Annotated in this window: 16 protein-coding genes and 1 tRNA gene; 2 read left to right on the top strand and 15 right to left on the bottom strand. The window is 65.5% G+C overall.

Features of this window, described 5'->3' with window-relative positions; translation table 11 throughout:
- Positions 1–4: 4 nt before the first annotated feature.
- The gene (locus tag ACNO8X_RS14515) at positions 5–1177 is read left to right on the top strand and encodes a restriction endonuclease (protein WP_418001549.1); all 1173 of its coding nucleotides are present in this window, start codon (positions 5–7) and stop codon (positions 1175–1177) included.
- Positions 1178–1392: 215 nt separating this feature from the next.
- On the opposite strand, the gene ACNO8X_RS14510 is transcribed toward ACNO8X_RS14515, so the two are convergent.
- The 10 genes from ACNO8X_RS14510 to ACNO8X_RS14465 all read right to left on the bottom strand — a co-directional run bounded on the left by ACNO8X_RS14510 (position 1393) and on the right by ACNO8X_RS14465 (position 10600).
- Positions 1393–1734 (bottom strand): hypothetical protein, encoded by a 342-nt coding sequence (locus ACNO8X_RS14510; protein ID WP_418001548.1) that lies wholly within the window; start codon positions 1732–1734, stop codon positions 1393–1395.
- An 890-nt stretch (positions 1735–2624) separates the two neighbouring features.
- Positions 2625–3218, bottom strand: coding sequence for a hypothetical protein (locus tag ACNO8X_RS14505; RefSeq protein WP_418001547.1), 594 nt, complete (start codon positions 3216–3218; stop codon positions 2625–2627).
- Between the two features lie 566 nt (positions 3219–3784).
- Positions 3785–4972, bottom strand: coding sequence for a tyrosine-type recombinase/integrase (locus ACNO8X_RS14500; protein WP_418001546.1), 1188 nt, complete (start codon positions 4970–4972; stop codon positions 3785–3787).
- Positions 4973–5065: 93 nt separating this feature from the next.
- A tRNA-Pro gene (locus ACNO8X_RS14495) sits at positions 5066–5139 on the bottom strand.
- Between the two features lie 88 nt (positions 5140–5227).
- Positions 5228–6631: a ribosome biogenesis GTPase Der gene (gene der / locus ACNO8X_RS14490; RefSeq protein WP_043398725.1), complete on the bottom strand. Its 1404-nt coding sequence runs from the start codon at positions 6629–6631 to the stop codon at positions 5228–5230.
- Entirely contained in the window at positions 6628–7314 is a 687-nt protein-coding gene (gene cmk, locus ACNO8X_RS14485; protein ID WP_418001545.1) for a (d)CMP kinase, read from the bottom strand. Before cmk ends, der begins: the two co-directional genes overlap by 4 nt.
- Positions 7311–8057 carry a pseudouridine synthase gene (locus ACNO8X_RS14480; RefSeq protein WP_418001544.1) on the bottom strand — a complete coding sequence of 249 codons (747 nt, stop codon included), beginning with the start codon at positions 8055–8057 and terminating at the stop codon, positions 7311–7313. Before ACNO8X_RS14480 ends, cmk begins: the two co-directional genes overlap by 4 nt.
- Before the next feature lies 1 nt (position 8058).
- A complete protein-coding gene (gene scpB, locus ACNO8X_RS14475) occupies positions 8059–8838 on the bottom strand; it encodes an SMC-Scp complex subunit ScpB (protein ID WP_418001543.1) in 780 nt (259 codons plus the stop codon).
- A complete protein-coding gene (locus ACNO8X_RS14470) occupies positions 8835–9677 on the bottom strand; it encodes a segregation/condensation protein A (RefSeq protein WP_418005905.1) in 843 nt (280 codons plus the stop codon). The genes scpB and ACNO8X_RS14470 overlap by 4 nt, the downstream gene beginning before the upstream one ends.
- A 23-nt stretch (positions 9678–9700) precedes the next feature.
- Positions 9701–10600 carry a ParA family protein gene (locus ACNO8X_RS14465; RefSeq protein WP_043987837.1) on the bottom strand — a complete coding sequence of 300 codons (900 nt, stop codon included), beginning with the start codon at positions 10598–10600 and terminating at the stop codon, positions 9701–9703.
- 141 nt (positions 10601–10741) lie between these two features.
- Between ACNO8X_RS14465 and ACNO8X_RS14460 the strand changes: the two genes are divergently transcribed.
- Entirely contained in the window at positions 10742–11476 is a 735-nt protein-coding gene (locus tag ACNO8X_RS14460) for an O-methyltransferase (RefSeq protein ID WP_418001542.1), read from the top strand.
- Here the strand turns inward: ACNO8X_RS14460 and ACNO8X_RS14455 are convergent.
- From ACNO8X_RS14455 to ACNO8X_RS14435, 5 genes are all read right to left on the bottom strand, one after another.
- Positions 11464–11829 (bottom strand): DUF1622 domain-containing protein, encoded by a 366-nt coding sequence (locus ACNO8X_RS14455; protein WP_418001541.1) that lies wholly within the window; start codon positions 11827–11829, stop codon positions 11464–11466. The genes ACNO8X_RS14460 and ACNO8X_RS14455 overlap by 13 nt on opposite strands.
- Before the next feature lie 32 nt (positions 11830–11861).
- Positions 11862–12806: a site-specific tyrosine recombinase XerD gene (xerD, locus tag ACNO8X_RS14450; RefSeq protein WP_418005904.1), complete on the bottom strand. Its 945-nt coding sequence runs from the start codon at positions 12804–12806 to the stop codon at positions 11862–11864.
- A gap of 23 nt (positions 12807–12829) precedes the next feature.
- Positions 12830–13444, bottom strand: coding sequence for an NUDIX domain-containing protein (locus ACNO8X_RS14445; protein ID WP_418001540.1), 615 nt, complete (start codon positions 13442–13444; stop codon positions 12830–12832).
- Entirely contained in the window at positions 13437–15215 is a 1779-nt protein-coding gene (locus ACNO8X_RS14440; RefSeq protein WP_418001539.1) for a CTP synthase, read from the bottom strand. Before ACNO8X_RS14440 ends, ACNO8X_RS14445 begins: the two co-directional genes overlap by 8 nt.
- A gap of 135 nt (positions 15216–15350) precedes the next feature.
- A complete protein-coding gene (locus ACNO8X_RS14435; protein WP_418001538.1) occupies positions 15351–16292 on the bottom strand; it encodes a copper transporter in 942 nt (313 codons plus the stop codon).
- Positions 16293–16296 lie beyond the last annotated feature (4 nt).

The following is a 16296-nucleotide window of genomic DNA, read 5'->3' as shown; positions in this document are numbered from 1 at the left end:
ACGAATGGAGTTAGAGCAACTTCTGGCGATCTTCGACGCGGCCGCGGCGAACCTGGCTAAGGCGGAGGCTATTTGGGACCAGGCGGAGGCCATGATTCCTCGGTCGGCCGTTTTGGGCAATCCGATTGGCTTTGACGACCTCGCGCGAGCATGGATTGACCTGATCAGGGGACTGCCACCCGTCGACGGATGGACAATCACGGAATCGATACCCACGCCCGACGACATCGGTCGTTCGTTCCTGGACTGGATGGAGCTTGGCGAGCCTCCCTGGCCGGTGTACGAAGCAATTGAGCAGCCCACTAAGGACATTCAGGAGTATCGGTATCGCCTAAAGCGCGCCCGCAGGCGCGCTGTTCGCACCCGGGCCGAGGTTGTCATAGCCGAGGTCGACCGACTTCTTCCTATTTGTGTGCGCAACGTCCCGCGCGAGGCAAGTGAAAAGATACAAACAGCCGAAACTGAGGTTATTCGGGACCGCATTGCCGAGATTGATCGCTTGCTTGGGGATGCGACTCCGCGCGCAGGCCGTTGGTCTGACCTGCGGCGCCATATGTCATTTGGTCAAGGCCACGACTGGTGGGACATCTTTGAGCTGGACTGGCCCTCTGTGAAGCCAGAGATCCTCTCAGCTGTCATCGCAGAGACAGACCCCCTGCCGGTTCCTGACCTTGATCTAGGCGTTGCCGCAGCCAACGAGCCGAGCGGAGGCGTGACTACGGCCCTTCGCTGGGACTTGATCACCGACGAAGGATTTGAGCGGCTTCTCTATGACCTGCTTCGCGGGCTAGCGGGATACGACAGCGTTGACTGGTTGATGAAAACGAACGCCACTGATCATGGACGTGATTTGACCTGCTATCGGACACTCCCCGATGCGTCGGGCTATTCAAGGCGTGAACGCGTCATTGTGCAGGCAAAGCATTGGCGATCGAAGTCGGTCGACCCCGTGTCTGTTATGGACGTAGTCTCGCGTCTTTCTGCCTGGGAACCGCCGCATATCCATTGCCTTGTCGTGGCAACGAGTGGTCGATTCACGGCGGACGCCATCAGGTTCATCGAGACACACAACGAACGTGGATCAGATCCCAGGATCGAGCCATGGTCCGAGGCGCATCTTGAGGCGATGTTGGCTCGCAGGCCCGAACTGACTGCGGCGTACGGTCTGCGGGGATAGACAGCTTCCCACTGCCGTCCTGTGCTGACGGCGGTCAGCACATCTCGCATGCCAACTCGTGTTTGCCCACGTCACGGCCTGCTGACCCATTGCGCGTCTCCGCAGCGAACCCCGCTATATGGGTCTCCAGCTCTACCGCCCGACAAAGTGGCCAGCCTTGATGGCGACCATGCGGCGCCGAACCGCACACCTCCCGGAAGCGTGTGCCGACGCCATTATGGGAACGGCTGCGCGACATCTTCCGTCAACGACCTGAGCGCCTGCGCCTGCTCTTGTGTGATGATCGCCCGTTCGGCAGCGAGCGTGATGAGCTCATGAATGGCATCCGTCCGGTCGTTCTCGCGCAGATCGGCCAACCGATCAATTGCCCGCACAAACCCCACGTGGCCGTATTTGAGATGAGCACCAGGCACAGCCACGGTTGTACCGATCAGATCGTCACTGCTGCTGTCACTGATACGGACCTGAACGTTAACCCGACCGAACCCTGCAACCTCGCCACGCGAGTTCGCGCCGCCGCGACCCCTGTTCGCAATACCCCCGTACTCAAGGGTCACCGGGTCTCCGACCCGCAGCTCTCGCCCGTCATGGTCGCGACCAACTGACATCTGTACGCCCGCCTCCCCTGGACTCCGTCGCCCGATGGTCCAAAGGTATAGCGCATTTCGGATTGTGGAAGATAGAAAGTTCTCCACCAGTCAGGTGCACACCCGCCGCAGACCCCGGGGGCGGGTCAAAAGTTCGGCGTGTTGCGCCGCGCACGACATACGTCAGGGTGATTTCCCTCCGACACTATTTCCGCACGAAAAAGCGATGATCAGAGGCGATCCTCGCGATCGCATTCAGGTAACTCTTCCCAATGACCGATCGCCGGCACAACATGACAGCGTCGGGTGGAAGGTCCGTACAGCAGGGACAGGTACGACTTGAGCGGGTCGGCGCGAAATCGTGAAAGACCATGTCGCCCTGGGCGAGTAGCCTCAATCGCATGGTCTGGCTTATCGCGCTGTTGGTCGGAGCCGCCATCGTGGCCACAAGTCGCGACACCGATGACGACGTGTACTGGGCCGAGTACTTCAGCCACGAAGACGCGTAGAACGTTAGAGCCGGGATGTTGCTCCCCGATGTGGCCACCTCGACAACCGACCGCCGCATCATGCAGTAGCTGACGACCGAACCTCCCCCGCCCCGGAGGGGGCGGAGGCCATGAGATCTCCGACATGGCAAGGACATCACATTGGCAGCCCTACCCTGGTGGCTGCCGAGTCCGGCATGAGACGCCCTGATGTACGGCGTCGATCAACGCCACACACGTAACCCGCCTGGTTGGCCATTGAGATAAGAATGAGAGAAAAACCGGACATTGCAGGTAGATGCCCTGAAATTCAGCAAGATCCGCTGATTTGTCCGGTACTTTCTCCCGACTGTCCGCCTATTTGTCCACGAGTTACGCGCCTGGAGCGAGCATTTCTGGTTCGGGCTCATCCCAGTCAGGTGGTTCGTCGGCTGCAACGCTGTCCAGGTACATCAGCCGCTCCAACTCCGGGGTATCGATAGGTTCGGGCTCATCCCACCACGGAGCACGTCCCTGTGCTCTGGCCGTACGTATCTCACGGCGGTAACACGCATCACACAGGCCGTGTGCCTCCTTTGCCTTATCAGGGTGGCAGGAGGCGGGGAATGACGGCCGGGGTGTTCCCCCATGTGTCCGGCACGAGCGAGCGCCGACACCGTACTTGTCGAAGAGATCAACCAAGTTAGTCAGCACCAAGCACCTCGGAATCGAATCCCTGTGCAGTAGCCCGTATTCAACAGCACGTCCAATAGTGCTGTCCAGGTGCGCGTTTCGCTTCCGATTCTTACCCAGGAGCTTGGCTAGCTCGCCGCGTTTGAACTCGGCATGTCGGTTCGGTTGAGCACGGCTGATCGCCAGAAAAAACGCCCGAAGGTACGGCGGCAACGTCTCGTCTTTGGCGAGCTCTTTGGACTCGAACTGATACAGCTTGACGAACGGCATCGGCTTGATGTGGTTGGTCAACATTTGCCCTCAAGCCGCTCGGAACTGCAGTCGCGCGACGAGGGCGTCGGCTGGCGCGCGTAATGAGCGTGCGCCGGCCGAGCTTCACAACCTCAAGATCGCGTGACCCGATCAGCTCATAAACCCTGGTACGGGCGATACCCCCGAGGTATCCGCGAACGCCGTCATTGGCCGTTTGGCCGATCGGCAGAAGCAGTGGTGTTGTCATTGCGTCCCTTCATGTTTGGGACGTTCCGAGACGAATGATGTTGCCCCGTCACGTCCTGCTGTGTTGCGGGGACGACGTTAACCCCATCTGCCGACGGAAGAGCCGAACGCTAGAACCGCCGGCCCCAGGTTTTTGCAGGTCAGAGCTGCTGAGCAATGTGAGGGAAAACCAGAGCTGCAGATGGCGCGATGTAGGGAGAAAACCGAAGTACCCCGTGTTCTAGTTCACCTGCTCGAAGGTTCTCGCTGGTGCGGCGTGTATCACGCCGCCTTGGATCCGCAGCTGCAGCCATTGGGTACGTAGGTGCAGCTATTGGTATCTGCCGTAGTACCCAAATACGCTATGAATCAAGGTCCCGTTGTTATCGGTTGATCATTTGCAGCGCATCGCGTAAGTGATCCTGCGAACTGTGGCCGTAGATATCCCCAGTGATCGCAATCGATGAATGCCCAAGAATGTCGGCGACCGCCTTGACGTGAACGCCGCTCTCCAGCAGCTGGGTTGCTGCGCCATGGCGCAGCATGTGCGGACCGGTGACGCCGGTTATTCCGGCCTTGGCCGCTGCCTCGGTGACCGTCCTGGTCAGATTTCGTGGGTCAATCGGACGGCCGAAGTCCGTCACGAAAACCAGACCGTCACGGTTGTCCCACTCGGTGCCCAGCTTCTCCGCGCTCACCTTCTGGTCGGCTTGAATCTCGCGCAGCATCGCCACCAGTTCGGGCGACAGCGGCAGTGTTCGGCGGGACCGTTCCGTCTTGGGCTTCGATAGTGTCAACGAGCCAGCCACCCGGCCGAGGGTGTTGCGCACCGTCAACGTCGCCCGCTGCCAGTTGACGTCTCTCCACATCAGCCCCAGCGCCTCACCCCGCCGTAGACCCGTGGACGCGATCAGCACGAGCGAGCCGTAGTGGCGCGACTCAGTGCACTGCGCAAGCAGAGCGTCCGTCTGGTCGGCGGTGAGGTATTCGGCCTCCCTGCGTGCCACACCGGGGCGTGCCACAGCTGCGGCGGGATTCTTGGCGATTAGGCCGTCGCGCACCGCGATATCCAGCACCGCCCGCAGCACGACATAAATGCTGCGGATGGACGAGTCACCGAGCGCCCGTACCGGCTTGCCCGGCTTATCGTTCACCTTTGGTCCCGGCTTCGTCCTGGCGCGCAGGTCAACGAGAAACCTCTCCACATCGACGGCCTTGAGCCGGTCAAGCCGGATCACCGACAACGTGGGGTCACCCTCGATCCACTTGCGGCAGAGATTGGCGTACATCTCGCGTGTGGACGCTGCGCGGTTGGACGCGGGTAGCGACGACTGGCGCCAGAGCGCCGCCCATTCCCCCAGCGGCGTCTTAGCGTCACGCGCGGGCGCACCGCTCTCAATGCGCTTGCGGACCTCGCCGAGTTCCTTCAGAGCCAGTTTCTTGGTGTCGGCGGTCGCGCTCGCGCGCTTGTACTCGCCTGTGGCCGGATCGATGTAGCGCAGTTTCGCCGTCCAGCGGCCGTTAGGCCGCTGGAACACAGTGCCCTCGCCGTCTGCCCGGTCTTTCGCCATATCGGCAGCGTACGCCCGCCGTGGTCCCCGTTGTGGTCCCTAGACAGCACTGAGGCGGTCCCGAATTTCTCCGAAACCGCCTCTGACCTGCTGTCGGGCTGACAGGATTTGAACCTGCGACCACTTGACCCCCAGTCAAGTGCGCTACCAAGCTGCGCCACAGCCCGCGGCGCTACCGGACGAACCGGCAACGGTTGGAAAGCCTACCTCAGACCTCCCGCCGGACCCTAAACGGGTCCGGCGGCGCGGCGACGGTCAGCGCTTGACGCCGCGCTTCTCCCGCACCCGCACATTGATCTTGATCGGGCTGCCCTCGAAACCGAACTCTTCACGCAGCCGGCGCTCCAGGAACCGGCGGTAGCCGGCCTCCAGGAAGCCCGTGGTGAACAGCACGAAGGTCGGCGGGCGCGAGGCCGCCTGGGTGGCGAACAGGATGCGTGGCTGCTTGCCACCGCGCACCGGCGGCGGCGTCGCAGCGACGATCTCCTTGAGGAACGCGTTGAGCCGCCCGGTCGAGATGCGGGCGTCCCACGATGCCAGCGAAGCCTCGAGCGCAGGCACCAACTTCTGTACGGCACGACCGGTTTTCGCGGAGATGTTGACGCGCGGCGCCCATTGCACCTGCACCAATTCGCGTTCGATCTCCTTGTCCAGCAAGTAGCGCCGGTCCTCATCGACCAGGTCCCACTTGTTGAACGCGATGACCAACGCGCGCCCGGCCTCGATCACCATCGACAGCACCCGCAGGTCCTGCTCGGACAGCGTCTGGGAGGCGTCGATCAGCATGATCGCGACTTCGGCGGCGTCGATCGCACCGTGCGTGCGCACCGAGGCATAGAACTCATGACCGCTGGCCTGGCCGACCTTACGGCGCAGACCGGCCGTGTCGACGAAACGCCAAGTCTTGCCGTCCAATTCGATCAGCGAGTCGACCGGGTCCACGGTGGTACCGGCGACGTCATGCACGACGGACCGCTCGTCACCGGACAGCTTGTTCAGCAGCGAGCTCTTGCCGACGTTGGGCTTGCCGACCAGCGCGACGCGGCGCGGACCGCCTGTCCCGCCACTCATTTCGGACAGGGTCGGCAGCACCTCGAGCACCGCATCGAGCAGGTCGGCCACACCGCGGCCGTGCATCGCACTGATCGAATACGGCTGGCCCAGCCCCAGCGACCACAGCGCCGCGGCCTCGGACTCCACCTTCTCGTTGTCAACCTTGTTGGCCGCCAGGAACACCGGCTTGCCGGAGCGCTGCAGCCGCTTGGCCGCGGCCTCGTCGGCCGCGGTCGCTCCGACCACGGCGTCGACCACCAGGATGATCGCGTCCGCGGTGCGCATCGCGACGGTGGCCTGCTCGGCGACCAGCATCTGCAGACCCTTGGCGTCGGGTTCCCAACCGCCGGTGTCCTGCACCACGAACCGGCGCCCGACCCACTGCGCGTCGTACGACACGCGGTCCCGGGTCACGCCGGGGATGTCCTGGACCACCGCTTCACGCCGGCCCAGAATGCGGTTCACCAGAGTCGATTTGCCGACATTGGGCCGCCCGACGACGGCCACCACCGGGGGCGGTCCCGCGTACTCGTCGAGCTCGGCCTCGAATCCCTCCGCGCCGATCTCCCAGTCGCCTTCATCGAACCAAACTCCGTCGTCACTCATTGACGCACACCTACCTTCTGCTGCACGAGATCCAGCAGATGTGCCACCACACCAGCCTGGGTCATATCGCTGGAATCGACCACGACCGCATCATCGGCGGCCTGCAGCGGCGAAACCGCGCGGGTGGAGTCCAGATGGTCCCGGCGCTGCACATCGGCGAGCACCGCTTCGTAGTTGTCGCCCAAGCCATTTGCGACGTTCTGCGCATTGCGCCGACGGGCGCGCTCCTCGGCTGAGGCGGTCAGGAAGATCTTGAGATCGGCGTCCGGCTTCACCACGGTGCCGATGTCACGGCCCTCGACGACGACCGAGCCGGCCTCCGCGATGAGCTCGCGCTGCCGCTGCACCAGCAGGGTCCGCACGGCCGGAATCGCCGACACGGCCGACACGGCAAGGGTCACCGCGTCACCGCGAATCTCGTCCGAAACGTCTTCGCCCGCAAGGTACGACGTGTCGTGGTCCGGGTCGAAGCTGACGGAGAAGTCGGTCTGCTCACACACCGAGACGACGGCATCGGCGTCGGCGGGGTCGATGCCCGCCCGTAGCACCGCCAGCGTCACGATCCGGTACATCGCCCCGGTGTTGATGTGGTTGGCACCGAGTGCGTGCGCCAAACCCGTTGACACCGAGGACTTTCCGGTACCCGCCGGACCGTCGATCGCAATGACGATGGCGCCGTTCACAGTTCCACCGCCTGGTACAGCTCGCCGACTTCCTTGCGCGTCAACGCCCGCAGGCTGTTGACCCGCTGCTCCCCCAGCGACACCGTGCCGATGTGCGTGCGCACCAGTTCCTTGACCGGGAACCCGACCTCGGCCATCAACCGGCGCACGATGCGATTGCGTCCCTCGTGCAGAACGATTTTCACCAGAGTCTTACCGGCGGCCATGTCGACCACCACGAATTCATCGACGTGGACAGGTCCGTCTTCCAGCTCCACGCCCTCGCGCATCTTCTTGCCCATCCCGCGCGGCACCGTCCCCTGCACGGTGGCGAGGTACGTCTTGGACACCTCGTACCGCGGGTGCATCAAGCGGTGCGCCAGTTCACCGTCGTTGGTCAGCAGGATCAGTCCCTCGGTCTCGGCGTCGAGCCGGCCGACGTGGAAGAGCTTCTTGTTGCCACGCACCCGGTGCTCGACCAGATCACCGATGCATGGCCGGCCCTGATCGTCAGACATGGTGGAGTGCATGCCCTTTGGCTTGTTCAGCGCGAGGTACACCAGGTCCTCGTCGACGAGCACCCGGCTGCCGTCCACGCGGACCACCTGCCGGTCGGGGTGGACGCGGGTACCGAGTTCGGTGACGATCTGGCCGTCGACCTCCACCCGGCCGTCCAGGATCATCCGCTCGGCGACGCGCCGAGAGGCAACTCCCGCCTGCGACAGCACCTTCTGCAGTCGCACGCCTTCTTCGTTGGCCACCATGTCAGTCCCGATCTACGTCGAATTTGGCCGGCTCCGCCGGCGCAGGGGTTCCGCCGAGTTTGGCGAAACGCGGCTCCTCGGAGAGGGTTTCAGTGATGTCGTCGATGACGTCGACATCCGGCAACAGCGGGGCGAGTTCCGGTAGCTCGGCCAGCGAGTTCAGCCCGAGCCGCTCCAGGAACAGTTCCGTGGTTGCGAAAGTTGTTGCACCGCTATCGGAATCGGTGCCGGCTTCGATGATCAGCCCGCGGGCGGCGAGGGTCCGCATCACGGCGTCGACGTTGACGCCACGCACCGCACTCACCCGGGCGCGGGTCACCGGCTGCCGATAGGCCACCACCGCGAGCGTCTCCAGCGCCGCTCGGGTCAGCTTCGACCGCGAGCCGTCGAGAATCAGTCGCTCGACATACGGCGCGTACCGGGCGCGGGTGTACATCCGCCAGCCGCCGCCGGCTTCGCGCAGGTCGATGCCGCTGCCGCGCTCGGCCAGCTCCGCGGCCATCCGGCGCAGCTTGCCCTCGACCCGCTCGATCGGCTCGTCCAGTGCGGACGCCAGAGAATCGACCGGGGCCGGGGTGTCGACCACCAGAAGCAAGGCCTCCAGAGCCGAGCCCAGTTCGTCATCGGTGATCTCGGTGTCGATCCCGGCGCTGGAATCGTCAGCGGCGGTGTCGAGTGCGTCACCTTCAGTGCCGGCGACTTCGTCGGTCACACCGGCGACAGGGTCGACGTCCTCGCCCACGCTGCTATCCGCGGCAATCACCGCGTCGTTGTCTGTCATGAGTCTTCTTCCACCGCCGCTGCCAGATGCTCGTTCGTCGGCCGCTCCCCGGTCCACGAAACTTGCAGCACTCCAAGCGGTTCAATCTGCTCGAAGTTTACCGCCTTGGCACGGTAGAGCTCTAATAGCGCCAGGAACCGCCCGACGATCTCCATCCCGCCATCGCAGTCGGCGACCAGTTCGGTGAACGACGCCCACTCCCCGACGCCGCGATTCTGCAGCAGACCCATGAGTTTCATCGCCTGCTCGGGTACCGATACCGCCTGCACGTGCAGGTGATCGACCCGCAACGACGGCACCGGACGCGGCGTGAACGCCGTCGCCGCGATCTGCGCGAACCGATCGGCGTCGACGCCCAGCATCACCTCGGGCAGCAGCTCGGTGAACCGGTCCTCGAGAGTGACCGCCCGCGGGTAGCTGCGCATGGCCGCGGCTTCGAGTTCGGCGAACATCAAGGCGACGTGCTTGAACGCGCGGTACTGCAGCAGCCGCGCGAACAGCAGGTCGCGGACTTCCAGCAGCGCCAGGTCTTCCTCGTCGTGGACCTCGGCGGCGGGCAGCAGCCGGGCGGCCTTCAGATCCAGGAGCGTCGCCGCGACCACCAGAAACGCGGTCGTCTCGTCCAGCTCCAGCTGGCTGCCGATCTCCTTGGTGTACGCGATGAACTCATCGGTGACCCGGTGCAGCGCCACTTCGGTGACGTCCAACCGGTGCGCGAAGATCAGCTGCAGCAGCAGGTCGAACGGGCCCTCGAAGTTGGTGAGCTTGACCTGGAATCCGACCTTCTTCTCCTCCGGCTGATCGGTCGCCGGATCCGCCGGCGCCGCGTCCCCGGCCACATCAGAGACGTCGACGTCCGAAATCACGCGCCGAACCGGTCGATGACCTCAGACGCCAATGCCCGGTACGCCTGGGCACCACCGGATTTCGGGGCCCACGTGGTGATCGGTTCACCGGCGACGCTGGTCTCCGGGAAGCGCACGGTCCGGCTGATGACGGTGTCGAACACGAGATCGCCGAAGCGCTCCACGACCCGGGCCATGACCTCACGCGCGTTGACGGTGCGGTTGTCGTACCGGGTGATCAGGATGCCGCTGATATCGAGTTTGGGGTTCAGCCGGTCGCGGACCTTGTCGACGGTGTCGGTCAGCAACGCCAGGCCGCGCAGCGAGAAGAATTCGCATTCGGTCGGGATGATGACCCCGTCGGCGCAGGCCAGGCCGTTGACGGTGAGCAGTCCGAGGGACGGCTGGCAGTCGATCAGCACGTAGTCGTAGCGGTCCAGTACGGGATACAGCGCGCGGGACAGCGTCTGCTCGCGGCCGACCTCGTTGACCAGCTGAATCTCGGCGGCGGACAGATCGATATTGCTGGGCACCAGGTCCAGGCCCTTGACCCGGGTGTTGATCAGCACGTCGTCGATCGACACCCGCGGTTCGATGAGCAGGTTGTGCACGGTGTGCTCGAGCTCGTAGTGCGGGACACCGAGACCAGCGGACAGCGCGCCCTGCGGATCGAGGTCGACCAGCAGCACCCGGCGGCCGTATTCGGCCAGGCTGGCACCCAGATTGATGGTCGACGTGGTCTTGCCGACGCCGCCCTTCTGGTTGCACATCGCGATGACCTTGGCCGGGCCGTGCACGCTCTTGGGTTTGGGCTCCGGGATGTATCGCGCGGGCCGTCCGGTCAGACCGATCGCGGGTTCTGGATCTGCGGGCGTGGCCGAGCCATCGACATCAAGCGACAACGAAACCGGTTCCATCGGGCTCAGACCCCCCAAGCCTGTTGGGACATCGGTCATGCGTCGCCGATCAGCGGCGTGACTCCCATAGCGAACATCCGGGCAAGTTTAACGGTGCCACGCCGCTGACGACGGCAGACCCGCTGTCCTAATGTGTCAACTATGAGCTGGAAGCAGCGGTGGTCGTTCGTGCAGATGGCGCTGGGGATGCGCAAGTTCATCCAGACAGGACAATTCGGCGACGGCCGGGAGGCCGCTGCGGCGGCCTACGTGGAAGCAAATGCCCGCCCCGGCGACGTCGATGACGTCCTCGCGACCATCGACAAGTTCGCCCGAGAGCAGTCGATGCTGGTCAATGTCGGCGACGAAAAAGGACAACTCCTGGCATCCGCGGTGACCCGTGCCAACCCCGAGCGGATCCTGGAGCTGGGCACCTACTGTGGCTACAGCGCGCTGCTGATGGCCCGCACGGCCCCGGACGCGCACATCTTCACGGTCGAACTGTCGGCCGACAACGCCGAGGTGGCTCGCCGCATCTGGACCCACGCCGGCGTCGCCGACCGGATCACCTGCGTGGTCGGCACCATCGGCGACGACGGCGCCACCCTGGACAAGCTGGCCGGTTACGGGTTCGGGCCGGGCAATCTCGATTTCATGTTCATCGACCACAACAAGGACGTCTACCTCGACGATCTCGAGTCGGTCATGAAGCGCGGCTGGCTGCGTCGCGGCGCCATCGCGGTCGCCGACAACGTGAAGGTGCCCGGCGCGCCCAAGTACCGGGCTTACATGAAAGAGCAGCAGGGCAAGACCTGGAACACCGTGGAGCACTCGACCCATGTCGAGTACCAGAACCTGCTGACCGACCTGGTGCTCGAATCGGACTACTTGGGCTGACTAACGTCCGCCGGCCGGGCCGGACGCTGCCACGGCCACGAGCCGGTCATCTCGACCTGCAGCGAGAAGCTCAGGAAGGTTCGGATGGCGACGATGCCGGCCAGTACCGCGACGCTCTGCGCGGTCGGGGTGACGGCCACCGTCCGGATGATGTCGGCCGCGACCAGGAATTCGAGCCCGAGCAGGATCGAGCGGCCGAGCTGCCTGCGGAATGCGTCGTAGGCGCCGCCCTCGGGGCCGCGCAGACGACCGACCAATGCCGCCAAAGCGATGACGGCACCACCCACGATCACCGCGACACCGACAGCGTCGATCACCTTGCCGGTCGTCTCGATGATCTCGTAGAAGGCCATCACCGGATGCTAACGCCGGCCGATCGTCATCCTTATCTGGCGCGCGGGTGCGCCCCTGCCCACACCTCGCGCAGCGCGCTGACCGTCACCAGCGTGTAGATCTGCGTCGTGGTGACCGACGCATGGCCGAGCAACTCCTGTACGACGCGCACGTCGGCGCCACCTTCGAGCAGGTGCGTGGCGAACGAGTGACGCAGCGTGTGTGGCGAGACCGCCGCGGTGATGCCGGCCCGCTCGGCCGAATCCTGCAGCACCTGCCAGGCGCTCTGCCGGGACAATCGGCCGCCGCGCGCGTTGAGGAAGATGGCCGGTGTGCCCTTGCCGCGGCGCGCCAGGTCGGGACGGCCCCGCACCAGGTAGGCGTCCAGCGCGGTGACGGCGGGGCGGCCGATCGGCACCAGCCGCTGTTTGCCGCCCTTACCGTGCAGCATCACCGACCGGGACTCGGTGTCGACGTCGTCGCGATCGAGGCCGACCGCCTCGGAGATGCGCGCTCCGGTCGAATACAGCAGTTCCAGCAGCGCGCGGTTGCGCAGTGTCAGCGGGTTGTCGGCGTCGCTGTCACCGCCGGCACCGTCCAGCAGGGCCAGCACGTCGTCGTAGCTGAGGCTCTTGGGCAGTCGGCGGCCCGGTGTCGGCGGCTTCACGCCGCGCGCGACGTCGATGTCGGTGAGGCCTTCGGCGGCGGCGAACTTGTGCAGCCCGCGCACCGCGATGACGGCCCGCGCGGCAGAGACCGACGACAACGCGACGACGCCGTTCTCCGGATCGCCCTGCCTCAGCGCAACCAGGAACTCGCTGACGTCGGTCTCGGTGACCGCGCCCAGATCGTCGATGCCACGGCCGGCCAGGTGCGCGGTGTACCGCCGGATGTCACGGCGGTAGGAACTCAGCGTGTTGGCCGCAACGCCCCGCTCGATGCTGAGGTGGTTCAGGTAGCCCTGGACCTGCTGTTCCAGTCGCGAACGGACCCCCATGGACGCCGAGACCGCCGGCGTCATCAGTCCTGATCCCGCCGGGTGCGCAGCGCGGTCGGCCGGTCGATCCAGGGCGCGTCGAGCGGGCGCAGCTCGGCCGGCCGGTGTGCGGCGGCCAGAATCCCGGCCACCGCAAGGGCATTGACGATCTCGCCGTCGAACACCATCTGCACCGCATCGGCCAGTGGAACCCGTTTGACCACCAGGTCGGCTTCTTCGTCGCGCGCGTCCGGACGGCCGATCTCGGTCAGCCCGGTCGCCAGGAAGATGCGCACACTCTCGTCGCTGAATCCGGGCGCCGAGTCGACGTCGATCAGCGGCTGCCAGCGTTCGGCGGCCAGCCCGGTTTCCTCTTCGAGTTCGCGTGCCGCGGTGAGGTGCGGCGGCTCGTCGCCCATGTCCAGCAGCCCGGCGGGCAGCTCCCACAGCCGCCGACCGATCGGATGCCGGTACTGGTACACCAGTACCAGGTTCCCGTCCCCGTCGAGCGCGACGATCGCGACGGCCCCGTAGTGCTCGACCACCTCACGGCGCGCCGAGCCACCACCGGGCATCGCGACCTCGTCGGCCCGCAGCGCGAAAATCTTTCCTACGTAAACAGTTTCGCTCGAAAGCGTGGCGAAATCGTGTTCAGCCACGGGATTCTTGCAGCTGCTCGGCATCCTGTCCGGGTTGGTCGTCCGCGTCGCCGATTTGTGATCCGTTGCCGTGCACCTCGGAGTCGGCCTCTTCCAGTGGCAGCCGTTCGGCGGCCTTGTAGTCCAGCGACGCCCCGACGAACGCGGAGAACAGCGGATGCGGACGCGTCGGGCGGCTCTTGAGCTCCGGGTGCGCCTGCGTGCCGACCAGGAACGGGTGCAGGTTGGCGTCGTACTCGACGAACTCGACCAGCTGCCCGTCCGGCGAGGTGCCGGAGAACTTCAGCCCGCTCTCGGAGATGCGGTCGCGGTAGGCGTTGTTCACCTCGTAGCGGTGCCGGTGGCGTTCGGACACCTCGGTGGCGTCGTACGCCTGGGCCACGATCGAATCCGCCTGCAGCACGGCCGGGTAGGCACCGAGGCGCATGGTGCCACCGAGGTCGGCCTCGCCGGCCACCGCGTCGCGCTGGTCGGCCATGGTGGCGATCACCGGGTCCGGCGTGTGCTCGTCGAACTCCGCCGAGTTGGCGCCGCTGATGCCCACGGACCGGGCGGCTTCGATGACGATGCACTGCAACCCGAGGCACAGGCCCAGCAGCGGCAGCCGCTGGCGACGGGCATAGCTGATCGCGCCGAGCTTGCCCTCGATGCCGCGGATGCCGAAGCCGCCGGGGATCAGGACGCCGTGCACGTCGCCGAGCGCGGCAGCCGCACCCTGATCGGTCTCGCAGTCATCGGAGGCGACCCAGCGGATCTCGACCTTCGAGTGGTGGGCGAACCCACCGGCGCGCAGCGCCTCGGCCACCGACAGGTAGGCGTCGGACAAGTCGATGTACTTGCCCACCAAGGCGATTCGCACCGTCTCCTTGGGCTCGTGCACCCGGCGCAGGAGGTCGTCCCACTCGGACCAGTCCACGTCGCGGAACGGCAGGTTGAGCCGGCGCACCACGTAGGCGTCCAGCTCTTCGCGGTGCAGCACCTTCGGGATGTCGTAGATGGACGGAGCATCCGGCGTCGAGATGACGCCGTCGATGTCCACGTCGCACATCAGCGCGATCTTGTTCTTCAGCGGCTCCGGCACGTCGCGGTCGCAGCGCAGGATCAGCGCGTCCGGGGTGATACCGATGCTGCGCAGCGCGGCCACCGAGTGCTGGGTGGGCTTGGTCTTCAGCTCGCCCGACGGCGCCAGGTACGGCACCAGCGACACGTGCAGGAAGAAGACGTTCTCCCGGCCGACGTCGTGGCGGACCTGGCGGGCCGCCTCGAGGAACGGCTGCGACTCGATATCGCCCACCGTGCCACCGATTTCGGTGATGACCACGTCGGGGCGCTTGCCCTTGGCATCGGGCAGCGCCATCTCGAGGATGCGGCTCTTGATCTCGTCGGTGATGTGCGGGATCACCTGGACGGTGTCGCCGAGGTAGTCGCCGCGGCGCTCTTTGGCGATGACCTCGGAGTACACCTGGCCGGTGGTGACGTTGGCCGAGCGCGACAGGTTGCGGTCCAGGAAGCGCTCGTAGTGGCCGATGTCCAGGTCGGTCTCGGCGCCGTCCTCGGTGACGAACACCTCGCCGTGCTGGAACGGGTTCATGGTGCCGGGATCGACGTTGAGGTACGGGTCCAGCTTCTGCATCGTCACGTGCAGACCACGCGCGGTGAGCAATTGGCCAAGACTGCTGGCGGTCAGACCCTTACCGAGCGAGGAAGCGACCCCGCCGCTGACAAAAATATGCTTCGTCGCGGCCTGTGGGTGCCTGCGTAGCGATGCCAAGAATGACCTCCGTGGTGATGGGGCACGGTAGCGGTCGAGCTACCTGGGGGCCTGCCGACCCACGGAATTTCACCCTATCACCGACCGGCGCGAGCCGAAGCTGACGCGCCGGTGATGGTCGCCACGGCCGGCGGGTTATTGCAGGACGGTCACCGAGCTGGCACCGCGACCGATGCCGAGCTGCGCCGGATGACCGCCGGAGATGAGTTGCTGCAGCGCCAGGACGGCGGTGATGCGGCCGGCCTGGCTGTTGATGTCGTCGACGGTGCCGACCGCGCCGGACAGTCCGGCGTCGGAGCGCACGACCGCGACCGCCGCGGTGCCCGAGGCGCAGCCGTCCCGGCCTGCCACCAGCGTGCCCGCACCGTGCGGCGCCAAGCCCGAGGCCAGTCGGGCCACTGTGGCCCCGCGGTTACCGGCGTCGTCGCCCAGGGCACCGCCGGTGACGATCAGCGCGCTGTCGGCGACCCCGATGCGCTGGTTGCCGTAGGTGATGAACCCGGTGTCGCGCAGCGTGGCCAGCACGGTGTCGCGCTGCATGTCGTCGACAGGCAGCACAGCCGGATTGCGGTCCCGCAGCAGGGTGATACCGAGCAGGTCGCCGGCCTGGGAGCCCTGGTCGATGGTCCGGGTGCTGAGCTGACGCCCGGCCGGCACGATCGGCGAGTTCACCACCGACAGCAGCTTCTCCGAGGCGTTGGCGTCCACGAACTGCTGAGTCAGCGCGACGGTCCCGGTGACCGAACCACCTGCGGCCGCAATCAGTTTCGTGGCCGCATCGACGTCGTCCGTGACGGCGTCCGGGGTACGGAACACCACGACCAACTTCCCCGCCAACGCGTCGCGCACCATCCGCGGCGACATCTGGGCATCGAACTCGCCTGCCGCACTGAGCTTCTGGTTCAGCGCGTTCTTGTCATCGGTCAGGGTGTTGATCTGGTTCTGCAACTCGTGTTTGTCGTCACGCAATCCCGACAACAACGTGTTGGACAACAGGCCGGAACCGAGCATCACCCCGATGGCCAGCGCGAGGAACACCGCGGCCAGTGAGATCGCATGCGAGCGTAGGGAAATCATCGTG

It is taken from the genome of Mycobacterium sp. PDNC021 (assembly GCF_048282635.1).
Lineage (GTDB): Bacteria > Actinomycetota > Actinomycetes > Mycobacteriales > Mycobacteriaceae > Mycobacterium > Mycobacterium llatzerense.
Note: the sequence above shows the minus strand (reverse complement) of the source record. Positions and strands in the feature narration are given on the sequence as shown.